The sequence below is a fragment of the Streptomyces sp. NPDC004647 genome, from assembly GCF_040609575.1.
Classification (GTDB): domain Bacteria; phylum Actinomycetota; class Actinomycetes; order Streptomycetales; family Streptomycetaceae; genus Streptomyces.
The window spans coordinates 11,268-31,078 of sequence record NZ_JBEXKU010000082.1 but is presented as its reverse complement, the minus strand read 5'-3'; the positions used below and the strand labels follow the sequence as shown (position 1 = coordinate 31,078).

Annotated in this window: 16 protein-coding genes; 4 read left to right on the top strand and 12 right to left on the bottom strand. The window is 72.5% G+C overall.

The genetic code is table 11. The features are described 5' to 3' along the window. Positions 1 to 145: 145 nt before the first annotated feature. Complete coding sequence (locus ABZW18_RS28250) at positions 146 to 808, bottom strand: response regulator transcription factor (RefSeq protein WP_351508467.1); 663 nt, start codon at positions 806 to 808, stop codon at positions 146 to 148. Between the two features lie 268 nt (positions 809 to 1,076). Then, positions 1,077 to 1,718 carry a DUF3000 domain-containing protein gene (locus ABZW18_RS28245; RefSeq protein WP_356192713.1) on the bottom strand — a complete coding sequence of 214 codons (642 nt, stop codon included), beginning with the start codon at positions 1,716 to 1,718 and terminating at the stop codon, positions 1,077 to 1,079. Positions 1,719 to 1,809: 91 nt separating this feature from the next. Between ABZW18_RS28245 and hemE the strand changes: the two genes are divergently transcribed. Beyond that, positions 1,810 to 2,880: a uroporphyrinogen decarboxylase gene (hemE, locus tag ABZW18_RS28240; protein WP_356192710.1), complete on the top strand. Its 1,071-nt coding sequence runs from the start codon at positions 1,810 to 1,812 to the stop codon at positions 2,878 to 2,880. A gap of 79 nt (positions 2,881 to 2,959) precedes the next feature. Here the strand turns inward: hemE and ABZW18_RS28235 are convergent, their stop codons facing one another. Then, positions 2,960 to 4,402: an FAD-dependent oxidoreductase gene (locus tag ABZW18_RS28235; RefSeq protein WP_356192708.1), complete on the bottom strand. Its 1,443-nt coding sequence runs from the start codon at positions 4,400 to 4,402 to the stop codon at positions 2,960 to 2,962. A 53-nt stretch (positions 4,403 to 4,455) separates the two neighbouring features. Beyond that, on the bottom strand, positions 4,456 to 5,505 hold the full coding sequence (locus ABZW18_RS28230) for a DUF4349 domain-containing protein (RefSeq protein WP_356192705.1): 1,050 nt from the start codon (positions 5,503 to 5,505) through the stop codon (positions 4,456 to 4,458). 187 nt (positions 5,506 to 5,692) lie between these two features. Here ABZW18_RS28230 and hemG point away from each other — a divergent pair, with 187 nt between their 5' ends. Together hemG and hemQ are read left to right on the top strand one after the other, a co-directional pair. Beyond that, complete coding sequence (hemG, locus tag ABZW18_RS28225; RefSeq protein ID WP_356192702.1) at positions 5,693 to 7,111, top strand: protoporphyrinogen oxidase; 1,419 nt, start codon at positions 5,693 to 5,695, stop codon at positions 7,109 to 7,111. A 109-nt stretch (positions 7,112 to 7,220) separates the two neighbouring features. Beyond that, positions 7,221 to 7,937 carry a hydrogen peroxide-dependent heme synthase gene (hemQ, locus tag ABZW18_RS28220; protein ID WP_356192699.1) on the top strand — a complete coding sequence of 239 codons (717 nt, stop codon included), beginning with the start codon at positions 7,221 to 7,223 and terminating at the stop codon, positions 7,935 to 7,937. A gap of 129 nt (positions 7,938 to 8,066) precedes the next feature. Here the strand turns inward: hemQ and ABZW18_RS28215 are convergent, their stop codons facing one another. The 5 genes from ABZW18_RS28215 to ABZW18_RS28195 all read right to left on the bottom strand — a co-directional run bounded on the left by ABZW18_RS28215 (position 8,067) and on the right by ABZW18_RS28195 (position 15,395). Continuing rightward, on the bottom strand, positions 8,067 to 9,683 hold the full coding sequence (locus tag ABZW18_RS28215) for an alpha/beta hydrolase (RefSeq protein ID WP_356192696.1): 1,617 nt from the start codon (positions 9,681 to 9,683) through the stop codon (positions 8,067 to 8,069). Positions 9,684 to 10,153: 470 nt separating this feature from the next. Next, positions 10,154 to 10,984, bottom strand: a complete 831-nt coding sequence (locus ABZW18_RS28210; RefSeq protein ID WP_356192694.1) for a DUF4142 domain-containing protein — start codon at positions 10,982 to 10,984, stop codon at positions 10,154 to 10,156. A 289-nt stretch (positions 10,985 to 11,273) separates the two neighbouring features. Then, on the bottom strand, positions 11,274 to 12,797 hold the full coding sequence (locus ABZW18_RS28205; RefSeq protein WP_356192692.1) for a DUF692 domain-containing protein: 1,524 nt from the start codon (positions 12,795 to 12,797) through the stop codon (positions 11,274 to 11,276). A 369-nt stretch (positions 12,798 to 13,166) separates the two neighbouring features. Then, entirely contained in the window at positions 13,167 to 13,931 is a 765-nt protein-coding gene (locus ABZW18_RS28200; RefSeq protein ID WP_356192690.1) for a DUF4142 domain-containing protein, read from the bottom strand. A gap of 720 nt (positions 13,932 to 14,651) precedes the next feature. Then, on the bottom strand, positions 14,652 to 15,395 hold the full coding sequence (locus tag ABZW18_RS28195) for a peptidyl-tRNA hydrolase (RefSeq protein WP_356192688.1): 744 nt from the start codon (positions 15,393 to 15,395) through the stop codon (positions 14,652 to 14,654). Positions 15,396 to 15,545: 150 nt separating this feature from the next. Between ABZW18_RS28195 and ABZW18_RS28190 the strand changes: the two genes are divergently transcribed. Beyond that, complete coding sequence (locus ABZW18_RS28190; protein ID WP_356192717.1) at positions 15,546 to 15,749, top strand: hypothetical protein; 204 nt, start codon at positions 15,546 to 15,548, stop codon at positions 15,747 to 15,749. On the opposite strand, the gene ABZW18_RS28185 is transcribed toward ABZW18_RS28190, so the two are convergent. The 3 genes from ABZW18_RS28185 to zapE form a co-directional block, all read right to left on the bottom strand. After that, the gene (locus tag ABZW18_RS28185; protein WP_356192685.1) at positions 15,725 to 16,696 is read right to left on the bottom strand and encodes a polysaccharide deacetylase family protein; all 972 of its coding nucleotides are present in this window, start codon (positions 16,694 to 16,696) and stop codon (positions 15,725 to 15,727) included. The genes ABZW18_RS28190 and ABZW18_RS28185 overlap by 25 nt on opposite strands. Positions 16,697 to 16,763: 67 nt before the next feature. Further along, on the bottom strand, positions 16,764 to 18,131 hold the full coding sequence (locus ABZW18_RS28180; protein WP_356192682.1) for an alkaline phosphatase PhoX: 1,368 nt from the start codon (positions 18,129 to 18,131) through the stop codon (positions 16,764 to 16,766). Between the two features lie 152 nt (positions 18,132 to 18,283). Next, positions 18,284 to 19,366: a cell division protein ZapE gene (gene zapE / locus ABZW18_RS28175; protein ID WP_356192715.1), complete on the bottom strand. Its 1,083-nt coding sequence runs from the start codon at positions 19,364 to 19,366 to the stop codon at positions 18,284 to 18,286. Between the last annotated feature and the right edge of the window lie 445 nt (positions 19,367 to 19,811).

Below are 19,811 nucleotides of genomic sequence, written 5' to 3'. Positions count from 1 at the left end.
CACACCCTTCCCCTCCCCGCCGCTCTCCCTTTCTGTTGGGTCTGGTGGGGTCTTTGGGGCGGCGTACCCCGCACATGGGAACCAATTTTGGTGGGGCGCCCGCCGACGGAACGTTCCGTCGGCGGGCGCTGGAGGTCTGCCGTGCTCAGTGGATGATGCCGGTACGGAGGGCGACCGCCACCATTCCGGCCCGGTCGCCGGTGCCGAGCTTGCGGGCGATCCGGGCGAGGTGGCTCTTGACGGTCAGCGCGGAGAGTCCCATCGAGACGCCGATGGCCTTGTTGGACTGGCCCTCCGCAACCAGCCGCAGGACCTCGACCTCCCGGCCGGACAGTTCGCGGTAGCCGCCCGGGTGGCCGGGGGCGCCCGGGGGGCGGCGCTGCATCCGGGCCGCTGCCGCCCCGACCGGCACCGCGCCGGGCCGTCCCGGGATCCCCAGGTTGGTGCGCGTACCGGTGACGACATAGCCCTTGACGCCGCCGGCCAGCGCGTTGCGTACGGCGCCGATGTCGTCCGCGGCGGAGAGGGCGAGGCCGTTCGGCCAGCCCGCGGCGCGGGTCTCGGACAGCAGGGTGAGGCCTGAACCGTCGGGGAGGTGGACATCGGCGACGCAGATGTCGCGCGGGTTGCCGACTCGGGGACGGGCCTCCGCGATCGACGACGCCTCGATGACATCACGCACTCCGAGCGCCCACAGGTGGCGGGTGACGGTGGAGCGGACGCGGGGGTCGGCGACGACGACCATGGCCGTCGGCTTGTTCGGGCGGTAGGCGACCAGGCTTGCGGGCTGCTCGAGAAGAACTGACACCAGGCCTCCTGGGGGAGTGGCGGGGCGGGGCCGACCTAGGGGTAAGTCGGGGCGTTCCGTGCGGAAGGGTCACAGAGTCCTTCGGCATCAAACCTGTGCAGCTTTAGTAAATGATCACGATTTGGTGAGTAACAATTCGGGCAATTCGGAAGCGCGATCGATCACTGATGATCGAAGGGTGTCCGGCCCCCAACTGCTGCGGCTGCTCCGGCTTCTCCGGCTGTTCCGGCCAAGGGCGTTGCGGCTGCTCCGGTCGCGGTGTGCCGCGTCAGCGGCTGTGCGGACCCCGGCGCTGGGGCAGCGAGACCACGGCGGCGTCGGCGGCGGTGCCCGGCGGCAGCCCCGCGATCTGGCACACCAGCTCGCACCAGGCGTCCAGGTGCGCGGCCGTGTCCGGCACGCCGTTCGCGCCTTCGCGCGGTGTCCAGGACGACCGGATCTCGATCTGCGTCGCCGGCGCCCGGTTCGCGAGCCCGCCGAAGTAGTGCGACCCGGCCAGCGTCACGGTCCCGCTCGGCTCCCCGTACGCCACCCCGCGCGCTTCGAACGCGCCGGTCAGCCAGGCCCAGCACACCTCGGGGAGCAGCGGGTCCGCCGCCATCTCCGGCTCGAGCTCCGCGCGGACGAGGGTGACCAGACGGAAGGCGCCCTTCCAGGCGTCGTGACCCGCGGGGTCGTGCAGCAGGACGAGCCGCCCGTCGGCGAGGTCCTCGTCGTCCTGGACGACCGCGGCCTCGAGGGCGTACGCGTGAGGGGCCAGCCGCTGCGGCGGCCGGGCCTGGTCGATCTCCATCTCGGGCCGCAGCCGTGCGGTGCGCAGCGCTTCGACCGCCTGTCGGAAGGCGTACGGGGCCTCGTCCCCGTCCTTGTCGTCCGCACCATCCGCGAGGTGTCCCTGAGCCGCAGCCATGCCCGGAAGAGTAGGCGGAATCGCGACCGGCGACGGGTAGGGACACCCGGGAGGGCGCGGCCTCTTAACGTCGCATGCGAAGATTCTGGGCGTGAGCGCCAACGACCGCCCGACGGGCCAGCAGCAGACCAGCACAGTCGCCGAGTCGGCCTTCCTCAAGGCGTGCCGCCGTGAGCCGGTGCCGCACACGCCGGTGTGGTTCATGCGGCAGGCCGGGCGCTCGCTGCCCGAGTACCTCAAGGTGCGCGAGGGCATCCCGATGCTCGACTCCTGTATGCGGCCCGATCTGGTCACCGAGATCACGCTGCAGCCGGTCCGCCGCCACAGGGTCGATGCGGCCATCCTCTTCAGCGACATCGTGGTGCCGCTCCGGGCGATCGGCATCGACCTGGACATCAAGCCCGGCGTCGGGCCGGTCATCGCGGAGCCCATCCGTACCCGCGCCGACCTCCAGCGGCTGCGCCCGCTGGAGCCGGACGACGTGAGGTACGTGACGGAGTCCGTCGGCGCCCTCGTCGGAGAGCTCGGAGCGACCCCGCTCATCGGTTTCGCCGGCGCGCCGTTCACGCTCGCCAGCTACCTGGTCGAGGGCGGCCCGTCCCGCAACCATGAGCACACCAAGGCCATGATGTACGGCGACCCGCAGCTCTGGGCCGATCTGGTCGACCGGCTCGCGGACATCACCGCGGCCTTCCTGACGTTGCAGATCGAGGCGGGCGCCTCGGCGGTCCAGCTGTTCGACTCCTGGGTCGGTGCCCTCGCCCCGGCCGACTACCGCCGTTCGGTGATGCCCGCCTCGGCCAAGGTCTTCGACGCCATCGCGGGCCATGGCGTGCCCCGTATCCACTTCGGCGTCGGTACCGGCGAGCTGCTCGGCCTGATGGGCGAGGCGGGTGCCGATGTGGTGGGCGTCGACTGGCGGGTGCCGTTGGACGAGGCCGCCCGCCGGGTCGGCCCCGGCAAGGCGCTCCAGGGCAACCTCGACCCTGCCGTGCTGTTCGCCCCGCGCGAGGCGGTGGAGGCCAAGGCACGCGAGGTGCTGACCGCGGCGCGCGACCTGCCGGGCCATGTCTTCAACCTCGGCCACGGGGTGCTGCCGAGCATCGACCCGGACGCGCTCACCCGTCTCGTGGAGTTCGTCCACACCAGTACGCAGCGGTAGAAGCCGGGGCTGTCCCGGACCGGGTGCCGGGACAGCGCTCGGAGGTGCTGCCGGGTCAGCGCTCGGAGGTGCTGCCGGGTCAGCGCCCGGATGTGCCGCCGTCCCCGGCCGCCGTTCCGGACGCGGCCCGGTCGTGAAGATCGCGGGCAACCGCCGCCGTCGCGTTCCGGGCCGCCACCAGCACGGGATCCCATACGGGGGAGAACGGCGGCGCGTAGCCGAGGTCGAGCGTGGTCATCTGTTCCACGGTCATCCCGGCGGTCAGCGCCACGGCCGCGATGTCGACGCGCTTGCCCGCCCCTTCGCGCCCGACGATCTGCGTGCCCAGCAGCCGCCCCGTGCGCCGCTCGGCGAGCATCTTCACCGTCATCGGCCGGGCGTCCGGGTAGTAGCCCGCCCGGCTGGTCGACTCGGCCGTCACCGTCACGAACTGCAGCCCCGCGGCGGTCGCCTGCGCCTCCAGCAGCCCCGTACGGGCGATCTCCAGGTCGCAGACCTTGCTGACGGCCGTGCCGACCACACCGGGGAAGGTCGCGTAGCCGCCACCCAGATTGATGCCGATGACCCGGCCCTGCTTGTTCGCGTGAGTCCCCAGGGCGATGTGCCGGGTACGGCCCGAAACCAGGTCGAGCACCTCGACACAGTCGCCGCCCGCCCAGATGTTCTCGTGCCCCCGCACCCGCATGGCCAGGTCGGTGAGCAGGCCACCGGAGTCGCCGAGCGGCAGTCCCGCGTCCCGGGCCAGGCCGGTCTCGGGCCGTACACCGAGGCCCAGCACGACGAGGTCGGCCGGATACTCGGAGTTCTGCGTCACGACCGCCGACACCCGGCCGTCCGCCCGCGTGCGGACCTCGGTGACCTCGGCGCCGGTGACCGTCTCGATGCCCAGCCCGCACATCGCCTCGTGCACGAGCCGCCCCATGTCGGGGTCGAGGGTCGCCATCGGCTGTTCGGCGCGCTCCAGGACGGTGACCTCGCAGCCCCGCTTGACCAGGGCCTCGGCCATCTCGACGCCGATGTAGCCGGCGCCGACGACCACCGTCCGCAGTCCCTTGCCCTCGTCACCGAGCCCGTCGACCAGCGCCTGCCCGTCGTCGAGGGTCTGCACCCCGTACACGCCGGGCGCCATGATCCCGGGGATGTCCGGGCGCAGCGGCCGGGCGCCGGTGGCCACCACCAGATGGTCGTAGCTCTCCCAGCGCTCGCCGTCATCGGCGTCGAGGTCGCGGACGCGCACCCGCTGCCGGGCGGTGTCGATCTCGTTGACCTCGGTGCGCAGCCGCAGGCCGATACCGCGCCGGCGGTGCTCGGTGGGCGTACGGGCCACCAGTTCGTCGGGGCCGGGGACCACCCCGCCGACCCAGTACGGGATGCCGCAGGCGGAGTACGAGGTGAAGTGCCCGCGCTCGAACGCGATGATCTCCAGCTCGGACGGGCCCTTGTGCCTGCGGGCCTGGGACGCGGCGGACATGCCCGCCGCGTCCCCGCCGATGACCACCAGCCGCTGTGCCTGCGCCGACATCGATCGGGCTCCTTCCGCCGTCCCTGCGGCACACGCTACGGCCGGCCGGCGGATCAGTCCTCCTTACGGCTCTCTTCGTGTCCTGCGGATCCTTCGGGTGCGGGGGAGGGGGCCGGGACGGTCACCGGCTGCGGGGGCGTGACACCTCGCACGCCGCCGGACGTGGAAGCCGCCTGCCGCGGCAAGCGGCTCCGGACCACCCGCCGGAGCAGGACCAGCAGTGCCAGTGCCACGGCGAAGGGCAGTACGGCACCCAGCGCGAGCGCGATCCACCGCACGGCGGTGAGGAACGCCTTCCAGCCTCCGGCCAGCGCGTCCAGGAAGCCGGTCTCCTCGTCCCCGGACTCCGGCTTCACGTCGGTCTCGGAGAGCACCAGCGTGACCGTCGACATGCCGACCCGCTCCTTGAGCGACTGCTGCTGGGCCTTGAGCGCTTCCAGCTCGGCCTGCCGGCTGCCCAACTCCCCCTCCAGCGTGACCACATCGCTGAGCTGCGTGGCCCGGTCCATCAGCTTCCGCACCCGGGCGACGCTCGCCTCCTGCGAGCGGATGCGGCTCTCGACGTCCACCACCTGTTCGGTGACGTCCTTGGCGCTGACCTTCCGCTCGATGAGCCGTCCGGTGCCGGCGAGGTCGTCCAGGACGGTTTCGTACTCCTCCTGCGGAATGCGCAGCACGATGCGGGACCGCTCATGGCCGTCGGCGTCCCGGTCGGTGGTCTCGTCACCGATGTAGCCGCCCGCGCTCTCCACGGTGGTGCGCGCCCGGTCGAGTGCCCCGGGCACGTCCTTGACCTGGACGGTCAGTGTGGCCGTACGGATCACCTGGGACGGGGCGAGCTTCGGTGGCTTCCTCGCCGCCGCGTTCCCGCCTCCGGGCTGTTTGCGGTCGGCCCCCTCGGCGGCTCCGCCGTCCGCGACGCGAGGCCCGGAGCTGTCGGAGCTGTCGTACGCGCTGTCGCCTCCGCCGTGGCCGGAGGCAGCCTTGCTGCTGTCCTCCGACGCGGAGCCGCTGCACCCGGCGAGCCCGAGCGTGGCGGCGAGCAGGGCGGTGGCGAGCAGGGCGCGTGGCCGGCTGCGTCGTACGGTCGATGGGCGGCGCATGGTGTCTCCCCCAGGGCGGTTGCCGATGTTGCCCGTTGGACGAGCGGACCCGGGGGCGGGTTGCGGGCAGTTGATCCCGAAGTGGTCACGGTCGGGACTGTCCTCGGCCTGCACAGCCGGCCCGGGCAGGCCGGGGGCCCACTGGGAGCCGGAGGAGCGACCCATCGGATCTGAGACAGTGGGGGACATGGACGAGGCGGACGCGCGTACGGGGCATGTCGTTGTCATCGGCGGCGGGATCTCCGGCTTGGCCGCCGCGCACCGACTGCTCGCCGGGGGCGTGCGGGTGACCGTACTGGAGACCTCGGACCGGCTGGGCGGGAAGCTGCGCGCGGGCGAGATCGCGGGCGTACCCGTCGACCTCGGCGCCGAGTCGATGCTCGCGCGGCGGCCGGAGGCCGTCGAACTGGCGAACGAGGTGGGCCTGTCCGGCAGGCTCCAGCCGCCCGCCACGGCGACCGCCTCGCTCTGGACCCGGGGACGGCTGCGGCCGATGCCCACGGGGCATGTGATGGGCGTACCCGGTGATCTCGCGCCGCTGGCCGCATCCGGGGTCGTCTCGGCAGAGGGCCTCGCCCGGATCGAGGAGGACGCCCGGCTGCCGCGCACCGAGGTCGGCGAGGATGTCGCTGTCGGCGACTACATCGCCGCCCGCCTCGGCCGCGAGGTTGTCGACCGGCTGGTGGAACCGCTGCTCGGCGGGGTCTACGCGGGCGACGCGTACCGGATCTCGATGCGTGCCGCCGTACCGCAGCTCTTCGAGGCCGCGAGGACCCACCGCTCGCTGACCGAGGGCGTCCGGGCGGTCCAGGCCGAGGCCGCCCGGCAGCAGCGGACCGGCCCGGTGTTCATGGGGATCGACGGCGGGGTCGGCCGGCTGCCGCTCGCCGTCGCCGACGCGGTACGTGCCGCGGGAGGTCGGATCCTCTTCCGCTCGCCCGCGCGCGCCCTGAACCGGACGACGGTCGGGGGCTGGCAGGTGCTGGTCGGTGACCGGCTGATCGAGGCGGATGCGGTCGTGCTGGCCGCCCCCGCCGGTGACGCCGCCCGGCTGTTGGCCACTGAGTCACCGGCCGCGGCCGCTGGGCTGGCCACCGTCGAGTACGCCTCCATGGCCCTGGTCACCATGGCCTTCCGCGCCGCGGATCTTGCCGGAATGCCGGACGGCAGCGGGTTCCTCGTCCCGCCGGTCGACGGCCGCACGATCAAGGCGTCCACGTTCTCCAGCCGTAAGTGGGGCTGGCTGACCGACGGCGAAGGCGCCGACCCCGGCCTCTTCGTCCTGCGCACCTCGATCGGGCGGTTCGGGGAGGAGGCCGCTCTGCGTCGCGACGACGCCGATCTCGTACAGGTCTCGTTGGAGGATCTGCGCGAAGCGGTCGGCCTCACCGCACGGCCCGTCGCCACCCGCGTCACCCGGTGGGAGAGCGGTCTGCCGCAGTACCCGGTCGGCCATCTCGCCCGGGTCGCCGGAATCCGTGACCACCTGGCGAAACTGCCGGGCCTGCGGGTGTGCGGCGCCGCGTACGACGGGGTGGGCATCCCCGCCTGCATCGCGAGCGCGCGCACTGCCGCCGACGCTCTGCTCGGCGGGCTGCGGCGGTAGCGGCGCGGAGCGGCTGCGGCGGCCGGCCGGGTGACGCCGCCGGGGCCGGGCCGGGGCCGCACGGAGACCCGGGCGCCGCGCGCCACCGGCGGCGAGCGAGAATGGGCGCATGACTGCTGCTCCTGAGAAGACCCCGAACGCCGGCAAGAAGGCCAAGGACCTCAACGAGGTCATCCGGTACACGCTCTGGTCGGTGTTCAAGCTGCGCGACGTGCTGCCCGAGGACCGCTCCGGGTACGACTCCGAGGTGGAGGAGCTGTTCGAGCAGCTCGCCGCGAAGGATGTCACCGTCCGCGGCACGTACGACGTGTCCGGGCTGCGGGCCGACGCGGACGTGCTGATCTGGTGGCACTCGGAGACCGCGGACGCGCTCCAGGAGGCGTACAACCTCTTCCGGCGCACGAAGCTGGGCCGTGCCCTGGAGCCGGTGTGGTCGAACATGGCGCTGCACCGCCCCGCGGAGTTCAACAAGGCGCACGTCCCGGCCTTCCTCGCCGACGAGCACGCCCGTGACTATGTGTGCGTCTACCCCTTCATCCGGTCCTACGACTGGTACCTGCTGCCGGACGAGGACCGGCGCCGGATGCTCGCCGACCACGGCAAGATGGCCCGGGGCTTCCCCGACGTGCGCGCCAACACCGTCGCGTCCTTCGCGCTCGGCGACTACGAGTGGCTGCTCGCCTTCGAGGCCGACGAACTGCACCGCATCGTGGACCTGATGCGTCATCTGCGGGCCTCCGAGGCGCGGCTGCACGTCCGCGAGGAAGTCCCCTTCTACACCGGCCGCCGCAAGCCGGTCGCGGAGCTGGTCGCCGGCCTGGCATGAGCCTGCCGCCCGGCCCGGGCGCTCACCCCCGGTCCTGGCGCCCACCCGTGCGGCCCCGCCGGGGAGAGGGCCCGCGCCCTCTCCCCGGCGGGCCACGACCGACGCGCTCCGGCCGCTCGCCGGAGCGCGTCAGACGATGGGCTTGGGGATCGCCCGCCGTTCGCGCTGCTCCGGCACCGGTGTTGTGTCCGGCAGGGGCTCGGCGTGCGGCTCGCAGTAGGCCCGCTCGCCCGGTGTCACGCCTTGCAGCAGATAAGCGGCGAAGTGCTCGTTCACGCAGGCGTTCGCGCCGCCCGCGATGCCGTGCGTGCCCGCGCGGCGCTCGGTGATCAGCGAGGAGCCGGCCAGTCTGCGCTGCAGTGCGAGGGCGCCCTGGTACGGCGTCGCGGCGTCCCGCTCGGCGGCCAGGATCAGCACGGGCGGCAGCGCACCGGCGGCGGTGCGGACGTCCAGCGGCTGCTGCCGGGGCTGCGTCCAGTAGGCGCACGGCAGGTTCATCCAGGCGTTGTCCCAGGTCTCGAAGGGGGCGACCTGGGCCAACCGGCTGTTGTCCCTGTCCCACGTCTGCCAACTGGTCGGCCACGGGGCGTCGTTGCACTCGACGGCGGTGTAGACGGCGTTGCCGTTCTCCTCCATAGGAGCTTCATCCGGATGCGGCTGTGCCTGCTCGATCAGCGGCTTGGGGTTGCCGCGCAGGAACTCGGCCAGCGCCTGTGCGCGGCGCGCCCAGTACGTGTCGTAGTAGCCGACCTTGAGGAACGCGGACTGGAGCTGCGCGGACCCCACGGTGCCGCCGGCCGGCTGCCGCTCGACCGCGTCCCGGACCTTCTCGTAGTTGCGCAGCACTTCCTGGTGCGTGCGGCCCAGGTGGTAGACGGAGTCGTGCTCGGCCACCCAGCGGCGCCAGTCGGTCCAGCGCCCCTCGAAGGCGAAGGACTGGTCGAGGTTGCTCTGGTACCAGATCTGCCGGGGGTCGGGGTCGACCGCGCTGTCGAAGACCATGCGGCGAACGCGCTGGGGGAACAGCGTCGCGTAGATCGCGCCGAAGTACGTGCCGTACGAGGCCCCGATGAAGTTGAGCTTCTCCTCGCCGAGGGCGGCGCGGATGACTTCGAGGTCGCGTGCGTTGTTGAGCGAGGTGTAGTGCCGCAGGCCCCGGCCGGTGCGGAGGGCGCAGCCCTGGGCGTAGTCCCGCGCCTGCCCCTTGCGGAGCTCCTTGTACGCCTCGGTCGGGCGGGTGGGCGAGTTGGTCGGGGCCTTGGTGAACGCGGCCGGGTCCTGACAGGAGATCGGTGCGGAGCGGTCGACGCCGCGCGGGGCGTAGCCGACGAAGTCGTACGCCTTTGCGAATGAATGCCATCCGTCGATGGCCGCGTACAACGGGAACTGCATACCGGAGGCACCCGGGCCGCCCGGGTTGAAGAGCAGAGCGCCCTGGCGTTCCTGGCTGGTTCCGGAGGCACGGACCCGGCTGACGGTGAGGGCGATCTTGCGGCCGTCCGGCTGGGCGTAGTCGAGAGGCACGGAGACCGTTCCGCACTCCACGGGATCCGGCAGCTCCTCGACCTTGTGGCAGCGGCCGAAAGTGATTCCCGCGGAGGCCGCGCGCGCTGTGGCGACGGCGGTGCCGCGGGCCTCGGGGGCGCCGCCCGGCACCTGGGGTGGAGAGACGCTGCCGGCGGGGGCTGTGGAGAGTGCGGTCAGGAGCAGCGACCCGAAGGTGCCGTACAGCGCTACTGCTCTCATAGTCATCCCTTCATATGACAAAAAACTGATGGGGATGATTCGTGGGCGAGTTGCCGAAGTAAAGGACCGTGGTCCGGTGTCGGGGGCGATGCCCTCGTGCGGCCCACGGAGCTGTCCGCCGGTGGGTCAGTTCGGCTGCCGTACCGGCTGCCGCCGGGGATTGGGCCGGACGGCATCGGCTGGTGTCGAGGCTGCGGGGCATGCGGGGCATGCGGGGGCAGTCGGTGGCCGGGTGAGGAGGGGATACGGGACCCCTGGGGTGCGGGGCTTGAAGCCGGGCTCTGTCACGCCGGGGGCTGTGCCATGACGGCGCCGTGCCGGGTGTCGTGCCGTGCCGGGTGTCGTGCTGTGCCGGATGTCGTGCTGTGCCGGGTGTCGTGCCGTGCCCGGTGTCGTGCCGTGCCCGGTGTCGTGCTGTGACGGGTGCCGTGACGGGTGCCGTGACGGGTGCCGTGCGTGACGGGCAGTGCTCAGGGCACGGGCGCCTCGTTCCTCTCGTTCTCCTTCTGCGGCTGCTCGTTCTTCTCGTGCTGCTTCGGGTTCTTGGGCTGTTTCGGTTCCCGGGGCTTCTCGGGCAGCGTCGCGGGAGGCGGCAGGGGATAGGTTGTGGCCGGGGCCGCGGGTGGAGCCGCCGGGGGATCGGCGGGCGCCGCGGGATGCGGGGGCGGACCGGTCGGAGAGGCCGTGCCACTCTCCGTCGCTTCGGCGGCGATGGCGTCGAAGTCCACCATGCCGGTGCGTTCGAGCATGGTGATGTGGTCGAGCACGGTCATGTTCGCCTCGTCGGCCAGCCCGCGCACGAGGGTGTTGCGGGTGGTGTTGCGGATCTGGCCGATCAGGACGAACACCTTGCCGTGCGCGGCACGCAGGACGTTGGTGAACCTCTGTGCGTACGCCATGTCGCGGGCGGCGGTGAACTCCTCGAGCCAGCGGCGCTGTTGATCGTTCGGCTGGTTCGGCAGCTCCATGCCCAGCCGGGCGGCGACGTCCCGGACCCGGGCGTCGAGCTGCGTGTGGCCCTCGACCAGGTGTTCGCCTGCGTCGGCGACCGCCTGCGTCGGGGCCCGTTCGATCGCCTGCTGCCCGGCCGGGAGTTCCCACAGCCCGGCCAGCCGGACCCGGACGATGAAGTCCCGGTCGGCCGCCGACAGCGGGCCCCACGAGGTGGCGACGGACCCGGCCTCCAGATTGGCGAGGCCGGTGCCGCTTCTGTCGCGGTATGTCCAGACGGGAAAGGCGAGGGCGATGAGCGTCGCGGCCAGTGCGACGAGGATCAGAACGGTGCCGGTGACGGATCGCATGGTCGTGCCTCCTGCTGCGCAGGCACGCTAATGCGGATCGCGCTGATCCTGTAGCCCGTTCCCGGAAGTAACCTCCTGGGCCGGCCCGTGCCGGGCTTCCGGCCTGGAGTTCCGGGGATGCGAGGGGGACGGAAACGTGCGGCGGCACGGTTTGGCGGGTGCTCGGCCGGGCGATGCGGGTGTCTGTGGCGGGTGCGTGCGGGGGGCCGCTTCCCGCGCCGCCGACGCCGGGTCCTCCGCGTCCCGCGCCGCGCGTACTGGCCGGGCCGACTGCCGTGGATGGGGGCGGTCAGCCGGCCCGCCGCGCGCTGCGCAGCATGCGTGCGAAGCGGTTCGCGGGCAGCGGCGCGGGGCCGGAGCGCTCCCGCCACCAGGTGTCGAGCCGTCGCCGTACGTCCTCGCCCACCGCCGGGCCCGCTGACCCGCTCCGCCGGAGCAGGTGTTCCGCGAAGTCCAGGGCGTCCTGGCGGTAGCCGCCGCCCATCGGGCGGGTGCGCGCGTAACCGAGGAAGGCCGGGCGGTAACCGCGGCCGAGGATCTCCGGTAGTTCGGGGGCGACCTTGGCTACGACATCGGCGCGCTTGGCGGCGAGCGCCCGGCTCTGCACGCGCAGCCGTCGCCGGTCGAATCCCTCGGGCGCGGGGGTGCCCGCCACGAGGGCGGACAGGAGGGCGGTCTGGGCGAGCGCGAGGCGCTGCCGCGTGGCATCCGTGCTGGTGCTGGTGCTGGTGCTGGTGCTGGTGTCTGTGCCGGCCTCGGTGGTTCCGGTCGGTGCCCCTGTGCTCGCGGTTGCCGAGGTGCCCGGGGAGGGTGGGCGGTGCGATTCGAGCGCCGGTTCCGCGCTGGGCGGGGTGGCCGATCGCGGGGGGCGGGTGGTTCCCGCGCCGTGACCGGCAGTTGTTCGGGCGGTTGCGGCGGTTGCGGCGGTTGCGGCGGTTGCCGCGGGCGCCGCAGCCGGGCGACCCGTGCCCGTGACGCCCCGTGTGAGGTAGGTGGCGGTGACCACATCGCGGATCGCCTCGAGTTCGGCGCCGAGTTCCTCCGCCGCGGGGAAGTCCTCGTCGCGTTCCAGGAGGACGCCCGGCGGCTCGGTGCGGGTACACAGCTCGGCCAGGATGTCCAGCACCGGCTTGGTCACCGGGTGTGCATGGCTGTCGTGCCAGACGCCGTCCTTCTCCACACCTCCCGCCACATGGACGTACGCGATGGCCTCGACCGGCAGTTCGTCGAGCGCGGCCGCCGGGTCCTCGCCGCGGTTGACGTGGTTGGTGTGCAGATTCGCCACGTCGATCAGGAGCCGTACGCCCGTCCGCTCCACCAGCTCCGCGAGGAACCGGCCCTCGGACATCTCCTCCCCGGGCCAGCTGATGAGCGCCGCGATGTTCTCCAGTGCAAGCGGAACGGGCAGCGCGTCCTGCGCGATCCGGACGTTCTCGCACAGCACGTCCAGCGCGTCGCGGGTGCGGGGAACCGGCAGCAGGTGCCCGGCCTCCAGACGCGGCGAGGCGGTGAGCGGCCCCCCGGCCCGTACGAAGGCGATGTGTTCGGTGACCAGCGGTGAGCCGAGTGCCTCCGCGCGTTCTGCGAGGGCCGCCAGTCGCGCGGGGTCCGGCCGGTCGGCGCCGCCGAGGCCCAGCGCGACGCCGTGCGGGATGACGGTGGTGCCGCGCTCGCGGAGCCGGAGGAGTGGTTCGGGGAGGTGGCCGGGACAGATGTTCTCGGCCACCACCTCGACCCAGTCCAGACCGGGCAGTTCCGCCACCGTCCCGGCGATCTCGGGCCGCCATCCGATGCCCGTACCCAGGTGCTCCATGATGTGCCCCTCCCCTGGACTGTGAGTCCGAAGTCCCGCCCGGCGCGCGACGCTTCCCCGGAATCCGTCCGGGTGGTGCTCCCGTACCGCGTTGCCGGGATCGTCCTCGTACGTCCATGTACGAGGGCGCCCTTCCGTCTTGCGGGCGTACGCACCGGACGATGACGCGAGCCCCGCCTTCCGGCGAACGGCGGGGCTTCGGACTTCCTTGTCCAGCGTGTTCGACAGGTGCCGAAGTGATGACCCTGCCGAGCCGGGCCGAACCCTGGAGAGGGCGGGTTCAGAGGTTGATTTGAGGTTCGGCCCGGCGGGGCCAGAGCGTCGGAGACCAGCTGTTCCCCAGCCTGAGCCCGTTGCGCGGAGCCCGGGCTACTGCGCGGCCGTGGAGTCCGCCGTCGTCTCTTCCGTCGGTGCCGCGGAGGGCTTCGAGGTCAGCTCCGCACCCCCGCTCGGCACTGCGGGAACGGGCGAGGGGATCACACCCGAGCCCGGCGGCGGTGGTCCGGTCGGGCTGGCGGTGGACGTGCCCGCCGCCTCGTTGGCGATGGCGTCGAAGTCCACCATGCCGGTGCGTTCGAGCATGGTGATGTGGTCGAGTACGGTCACATTGGCCGCGTCGGCGAGGCTGCGGATCAGGGTGTTGCGGGTGGTGTTACGGACCTGGCCGATCACGCCGAAAATCTTGCCGTGGGCCGAGCGCAGGAGTTGCGCGAACTTGCGCTGGTACGTCGTGCCCTGGGCGGCCGTCATCTCGTCGAGCCAGCCCTGCTGCTCGGCGGTCGGCTGGTTCGGCAGCTCGATCCCGAGCTTCGCGGCGATGTCGCGGGAGCGCTTGTCGAGGTCGGTGTGCCCGACGATCAGATGGTCGCCGGCGTCCCTGACGGCCTGGGTGGGGGCCCGTTCGATCGCCTGCTGGCCGGCGGGGAGTTCCCACAGCCCGGCCAGCCGCACCTTGACCAGGAAGTCCCGGTCGAGGGCGGACAGCGGGCCCCACTGGGTGGCCACGGTCCCGGCATCGAGGTTGGCCTGGCCGGTCCCCGACCGGTCGGCGTAGGACCAGACGGGATAGATCAGGGCGCTGAGGGTCGCGACGAGGGCCACGAGTATCAGCTTGGTTGCGTTGATGTGTCGCAAGGTCTCTCCTGCAGTGGCGGCACACGAGATTGCACTCGGCGCAGGCTTCGGCGCTGCGAATCTGCGACCAGCCGGGGTGACCCCGACCGGAGGCCGGGGGGCGGTCGAGTTGCGTCAGCCAAGCGGGAACTGAGCGGTCGGTCAAGCGGGTTGGTCACTTCCGCCGGGCTTGTCGGGCTTGGCATCATAGGCATCCCTGGACGCGATGACCTCCTCGGAGTGGATTTCTGACCGTTCCTTGCTCACGCGAATGTCCGGCAGCGCCCCCGGTCGCCCTCGGGTATGCGGGGCATGCCAGATGACCGTGGTTACGGGAGCGTGTCGCCGTGTTCCGGCGTGCAAGGGTGTTTGCGTCAGCATCTTCTGGCATCCAGCAATGGTCCGGGTCCCTTCGAAACGCGCTCCGAATGCCGGAGATGAGCCGTCATATGTGCTGTTGTCGTCAGGGACTCCGGTGGTCTTCCGGGTGTTGGGGGACGGCGGACGTCCCGGGGTCCCTGTCGGGTCCGGGCGGTCCGCGTCCGGGTGGCGGACGCGGGATCGACCCTGTGGACCCGATCGTGCGTGCGGGTGGCACGGGGAAATACGGAATGGTGCCGCCCTGTGTTCAATCCGGTTCCGGATCGGACGACGCCGACGGAAGGCACCTTGGGGAACTGGCCCGCCGTCGCGGAATTCGCCGCCGGGCGGGGCCGCCGGGCGCCCACCCGCCTCCTCAACTCAACGGGACGCCGTCCGCATCCGCAGCGCCGGGTGGTCCGCGACAACCGTGCACGATCCCGCGGCGATCTCCGTGAAACCGGCGTCCCGGACGACCGGCAGACCACTGGCCGTCAGCTCCGCCCAACGTGCCGCGCCCGGTGTGCGCACGGCCAGCGGGAAGCCGTCGGAGTGCCAGATCTCCCGCTCGGCGGGCGTGAGTTCCCACCAGGCCAGCTGCGCCCCGTGTCCCGCCTGGGCCATCGCCTTGCCTGCCGACATGTCGACATGGGGGCTGAGCCACAGCACCGTTCCCGCCGGATCGGGCGCGGCGGGCGGCTCCGGGTCGTCCAGATCCGTGCCCGAGACCTGGAGCTTCGCCAGCTCCTTGGGCCAGCCGTCGAGCGGCACCGGCGGGAAGACCCGCACCTCCGCGGACCCGCCGGTGACCGTGATGCCCGGCAGTGCCTCGGCGCGCCGCCACTCCGCGCCCCGGGCCCGCCGTACGACCTTGCGGATCCGTGCGTCCTGCCAGTCCCGTACGGCCTCGAACCACTCGCCGTCCTCGGCGGCCGCCCGCTCGTCCGACAGCAGCACGAGCACCGCGCGTGCCGCCGTCTCCAGCGCGTCGGTACGGGCCGGGGGCGCGGCCCGCTCGATACGGACGACGAGCGGCAGCACGTACTGCGGCGCCGCGTCCCGCTCGGCAACTTGCTGCCGGAACGGGCTGGTGGGGGAGTCATGGCTGATGTCGGCGCTGGTCACATGCCCCAGTCTGCCAGCCCGTCGCCTGCCTGCTCCGGGTTGAGCTCGCGGAGCGAGGGGCACCGGCCCGCCGCCCGTCTCTGCCGGACCGGTCCCGGACCGCCCCGGACCGGACGGACCGCCCCCTCGCCCCGTGAGTACGCTCGAACCATGAGCGACCAGGAAGTCCGTTCGAGCAGCTGCTCCGCCGACGGCCCGAATCCCATGCCGCCGGCCGACGCCGTGACCGGTCCTCCGTATGCCGACTGTGTCCTGTGCGGTGAGCCGACCGAGTACGGGGCCGCGCAGCCCGGTGCCACCCTCTGCCCGGTCTGCGAGTGGCAGGAAGCTCAGCGGACAGCCTGTTCCGGCTGACCCTGCTCCGACCGACCCTGACCCGGCGCACCCGCTCCGGCCGGGGCCGTCCCGCCGGGGTCCGGCGCCCCTTGGCCGGCGCCGATCAGCTCCGAGACCCGTACGAAGCGGTAGCCCCGCGCTCTGAGCTCCGGCACGATCCGCCGTACCGCCTCGTCCGTCACCGGAGCCGTGCTGAGTGTGCAGTGCAGGGAGACCACCGACCCGGGCTCGACCCGCGACAGCACCCGTTCCACCACGCGGTCCGCGGAGGTCGCGAAGGCGTCCCCGCTCTTCACGTCCCCCTGCACCGCCGTCACCTTGACCGGAGCGACGGCCCGTAGCGCACGGTCGTCGAAGCAGCCGCCGGGGAAGTGGACGTACGGCAGCGGGTCCGGTACCCCGGCTCGCCGGATCGCCGCGTAGGCCCGCTCGACGTCGGCCCGCATCGCGCCGGGCGACACGCTCTGCAGTCGGCCGCACGGCGAGGCGAAGGCGTGATGGCTGTAGGAGTGGTTGGCGACCTCGAGCAGTGGGTCGCGGCCCAGCGACCGCGCCTGGTCGGGGTATTCCTCGGCCCACCGGCCGGTCATGAAGACCGTGGCGGGAACCCTCATACGCCGCAGCGTCCGGATGAGCACCGGGTTGTCGAAGCGCTCCCCGCCCGCCGCACGCGCCGCCTGGCTGGGGGTCATATCGGCGTCGAAGGTGAGGGCGACGACCTTGTCGCCGTCGCGCGGGCCGTGCGAGAAGACGGGCGTACGGCCGCCGGGGCCGGGCGGCAGGGTGGGCGCCGCCGTGCCGACCGGGCGCGCGGACGGCGACGGTCCGGGCCCGGCCGCCGGCGGACCGTCCGGCGCCGCCTCGCTTCCGGTGCAGGCTGCCAGAACCAGCGCGAGCACCGGAAGCAGAGCCGGAGCGAGGCCGCGGGCCCACGTTCGGGCCTGCGGCCCAGTGCTCTGGATCATGCACGGAGCGTAAAAGCTGCCAGGGTGATCGGCATGTCCTCGGGGTCCGATTGTGCGCCGGGCGCCCCTAGCGCCAGGGGCCGGTCACCGCGAACGTCGTGCCCGGGGTGTAGCAGTTGACGTACATGGTGCGCCCGTCCGGGGCGAACGTGACCCCCGCGAACTCGCCCCACTCCGGCTCCTCGGGCGTTCCGATGTTCTGGCGGTTGCGGGCCATCGGGTAGACGGTGCCGCCCCTGGTGAGCCCGTAGACATGCTGCGCACCCTCGCCGTCCTCGCAGACCATCAGCCCGCCGCCCGGCGCGAGCGTGATGTTGTCCGGGGATTCGCCCGGCAGTTGCAGATCGGTGTCCGGCCCGAAGACGACGACCAGGGTGAGCCGGCGCCGGTCCGGGTCGTACCGCCACACCTGCCCGTAGTGATCGGCGGCGGAGCCTTCCGCGCTCTTGGCGAAGCTGGAGACGAAGTAGACGCAGCGGCCGCCCCAGTAGCAGCCCTCCAGCTTCTGGGCGTGGGTGATGCCCTTCGGGCCGAAGTCCTGGAGCCGGACGGGGGTCTCCTTGGCCAGCGGATCGGGCACCGGTACCCACTCGATGCCCTCGAAGGTCGTGCCCGTCTCCTGAATGGCGGACAGGTCGGGCACGCCCGGCACCCGCATCGCCTGGAGCCGGCCGCCCGCGTGCAGTGAACCGGTGCCGCCGAGCGGCTTCTCGGGCAGGAAACGGTAGAAGAGGCCGAAGGGCTTGAGGAAGGCGTCCTCGGTCTCGTAGACGACGCCTTTGCGCGGGTCGACGGCGATGGCCTCGTGCTGGAAGCGGCCCATCGCGGTGAGCGGCACGGCGCCGGTGCGGCCCGGGTCGTACGGGTCGACCTCGAAGATGAAGCCGTGGTCCTTGGTGTAGCCGTTCGTCCCGGCCTTGTCCTCGGTCTCCTCACAGGTCAGCCAGGTGTGCCAGGGTGTGGGGCCGCCCGCGCAGTTGACCGCGGTGCCGGCGATGGCGACACGCTCGCCGAGGACGCCGTTGCCGCGTCCCAGAGTCAGGGCCGTGCAGCCGCCCATGCCATTGGGGTCGTACGTCAGTCCCTCGACGGCCGGGACCCGGATCTTGGCGTCCACCCGGTTCTCGTGATTGCGCACCAGGTGGGTGCGGCCCCCACGCCCGGGGAAGGCGGCCATGCCGTCGTGGTTGCTGGGGACCTTGCCCTCACCCGAGCGGAGCGGGTCGCCCTCCCGGGACAGGACGGAGTAGCGGAAGCCCGCGGGCAGGTCGAGGAGGCCGTCGGGGTCGGGAACGAGCGGGCCGTAGCCAGTGCTTCCGGTTCTTTCGAGTGCGGCGGCCGTCCCGGCGAAGATCTCCGGGATGCTCCCCGAGAAGGCGATCCCCGCTCCCAGGGCGCCGGTGCGGGCCAGAACTTGACGTCGTGTCGCGGACATGAGGCAACTCCCTGTTGGCGGACAGGAGATGTGACGATGTGACCCGGCCGTGTGTATCACGTGGTGAGACTCACGGGAACCACCCGCACCGCGACACCCCTCCGTCCCAAGCGCCTCCCAGGCCCCCCTCGACCCTACTGTGACCTGGCGTTTCAGGCCTCCGCGAGCACCTTCGCCTCACGCGCCAGCGCCGTGAGCCGTGAGATCGCCCGGAAGTATTTCTTCCGGTAGCCGCCGTTCAGCATCTCCTCGCCGAAGAGCTGGTCGAACGGCAGTCCGGAGGCCAGAATCGGCACCTCCCGGTCGTACAGCCGGTCGGCGAGCACCACCAGCCGGAGGGCCGTCGCCTGGTCGGGCACGGCCTGGACTCCGGTCAGACAGACCGCGCCGATGCCGTCGCACAGAGCGCCGTAGCGGCTCGGATGGACCTTCGACAGATGTCCCAGCAGGGAGGGAAAGTCGTCGAGCGAGGCGCCTGCGGTGCGGTACGCGACACGAGTCACCTCGGCGTCGGCGTACGGGGGCGGGGCCTCGGGCAGGCCGCGGTGCCGGTAGTCCTCGCCGTCGATCCGCAGCGGCCGGAAGCGGGCGGACAGGCCCTGGATCTCGCGGAGGAAGTCGGCGGCGGCGAAGCGGCCCTCGCCGAGCTTCCCGGGGAGGGTGTTGGAGGTCGCGGCGAGCGCGACGCCCGCGTCGACGAGCCTGCCGAGCAGGGAGGAGACGAGCACGGTGTCGCCGGGGTCGTCGAGTTCGAACTCGTCGATGCACAGGAGGCGGTGATCGCTCAGCGTCCGGACCGTCTGCTGGAAGCCGAGGGCGCCGACGAGGTTGGTCAGCTCGACGAACGTGCCGAACGCCTTGTGCTCGGCAGCCGCGGGGGTGGCGTGCCACAGGGAGGCGAGGAGGTGCGTCTTGCCGACGCCGTAGCCGCCGTCGAGGTACACGCCGCGGGGCCCAGTCGCGGCTGCGGGCTTCCTGGCGAACCAGCGCCGCCTGCCGCCGCCCGACGCACTCGCCCCGCCGAGCCCGGCGGCGAAGCCGCTGAGGACCCGGACGGCCTCGGACTGGCTGGGCTGCGTCGGGTCCGGGACGTACGTCTCGAAGCGGACCGCATCGAAGCGGGGCGGTGGCACCATCTCCGCGACGAGACGCTCCGCGGGCACATGCGGCTCTCGGGCGCACAGTGACAGCGGGGCCCCGGCGGGGGGCGGATCGGCGGGGGCGGGATCGGCTATGGGGTCCGGCCCGGAGGCAGGGATGGAGGACGACACAGCGCCCCAGCGTAATCCCTCCTGGTGGACGACCCGCGCCTGCGGGGAGCGGGCCGCGCCCCCCGGACACCCCGCGCCACCGGCCGGGAGAGGGAGCCCGGGGACGCTCCGCCTCTCCGGACCCGGGCTGGGGATGCTCCGTCCTCTTCGGACCCGGCTTGGGGATGCTCCGTCCTCTTCGGACCCGGCCCGGGCGCGCTCCGTTTTCTCCGGACGTGGCCCGGGGACGGCCCGTCTTCTCCGGACCTGGCCTGGGCGCGCTCCGTTTTCTCCGGACGTGGCCCGGGGACGGCCCGCTTTCTCCGGACCCGGCTTGGGCGCGCTCCGTTTTCTCCGGACGTGGCCCGGGGACGGCCCGCTTTCTCCGGACCCGGCTTGGGCGCGCTCCGTTTTCTCCGGACGTGGCCCG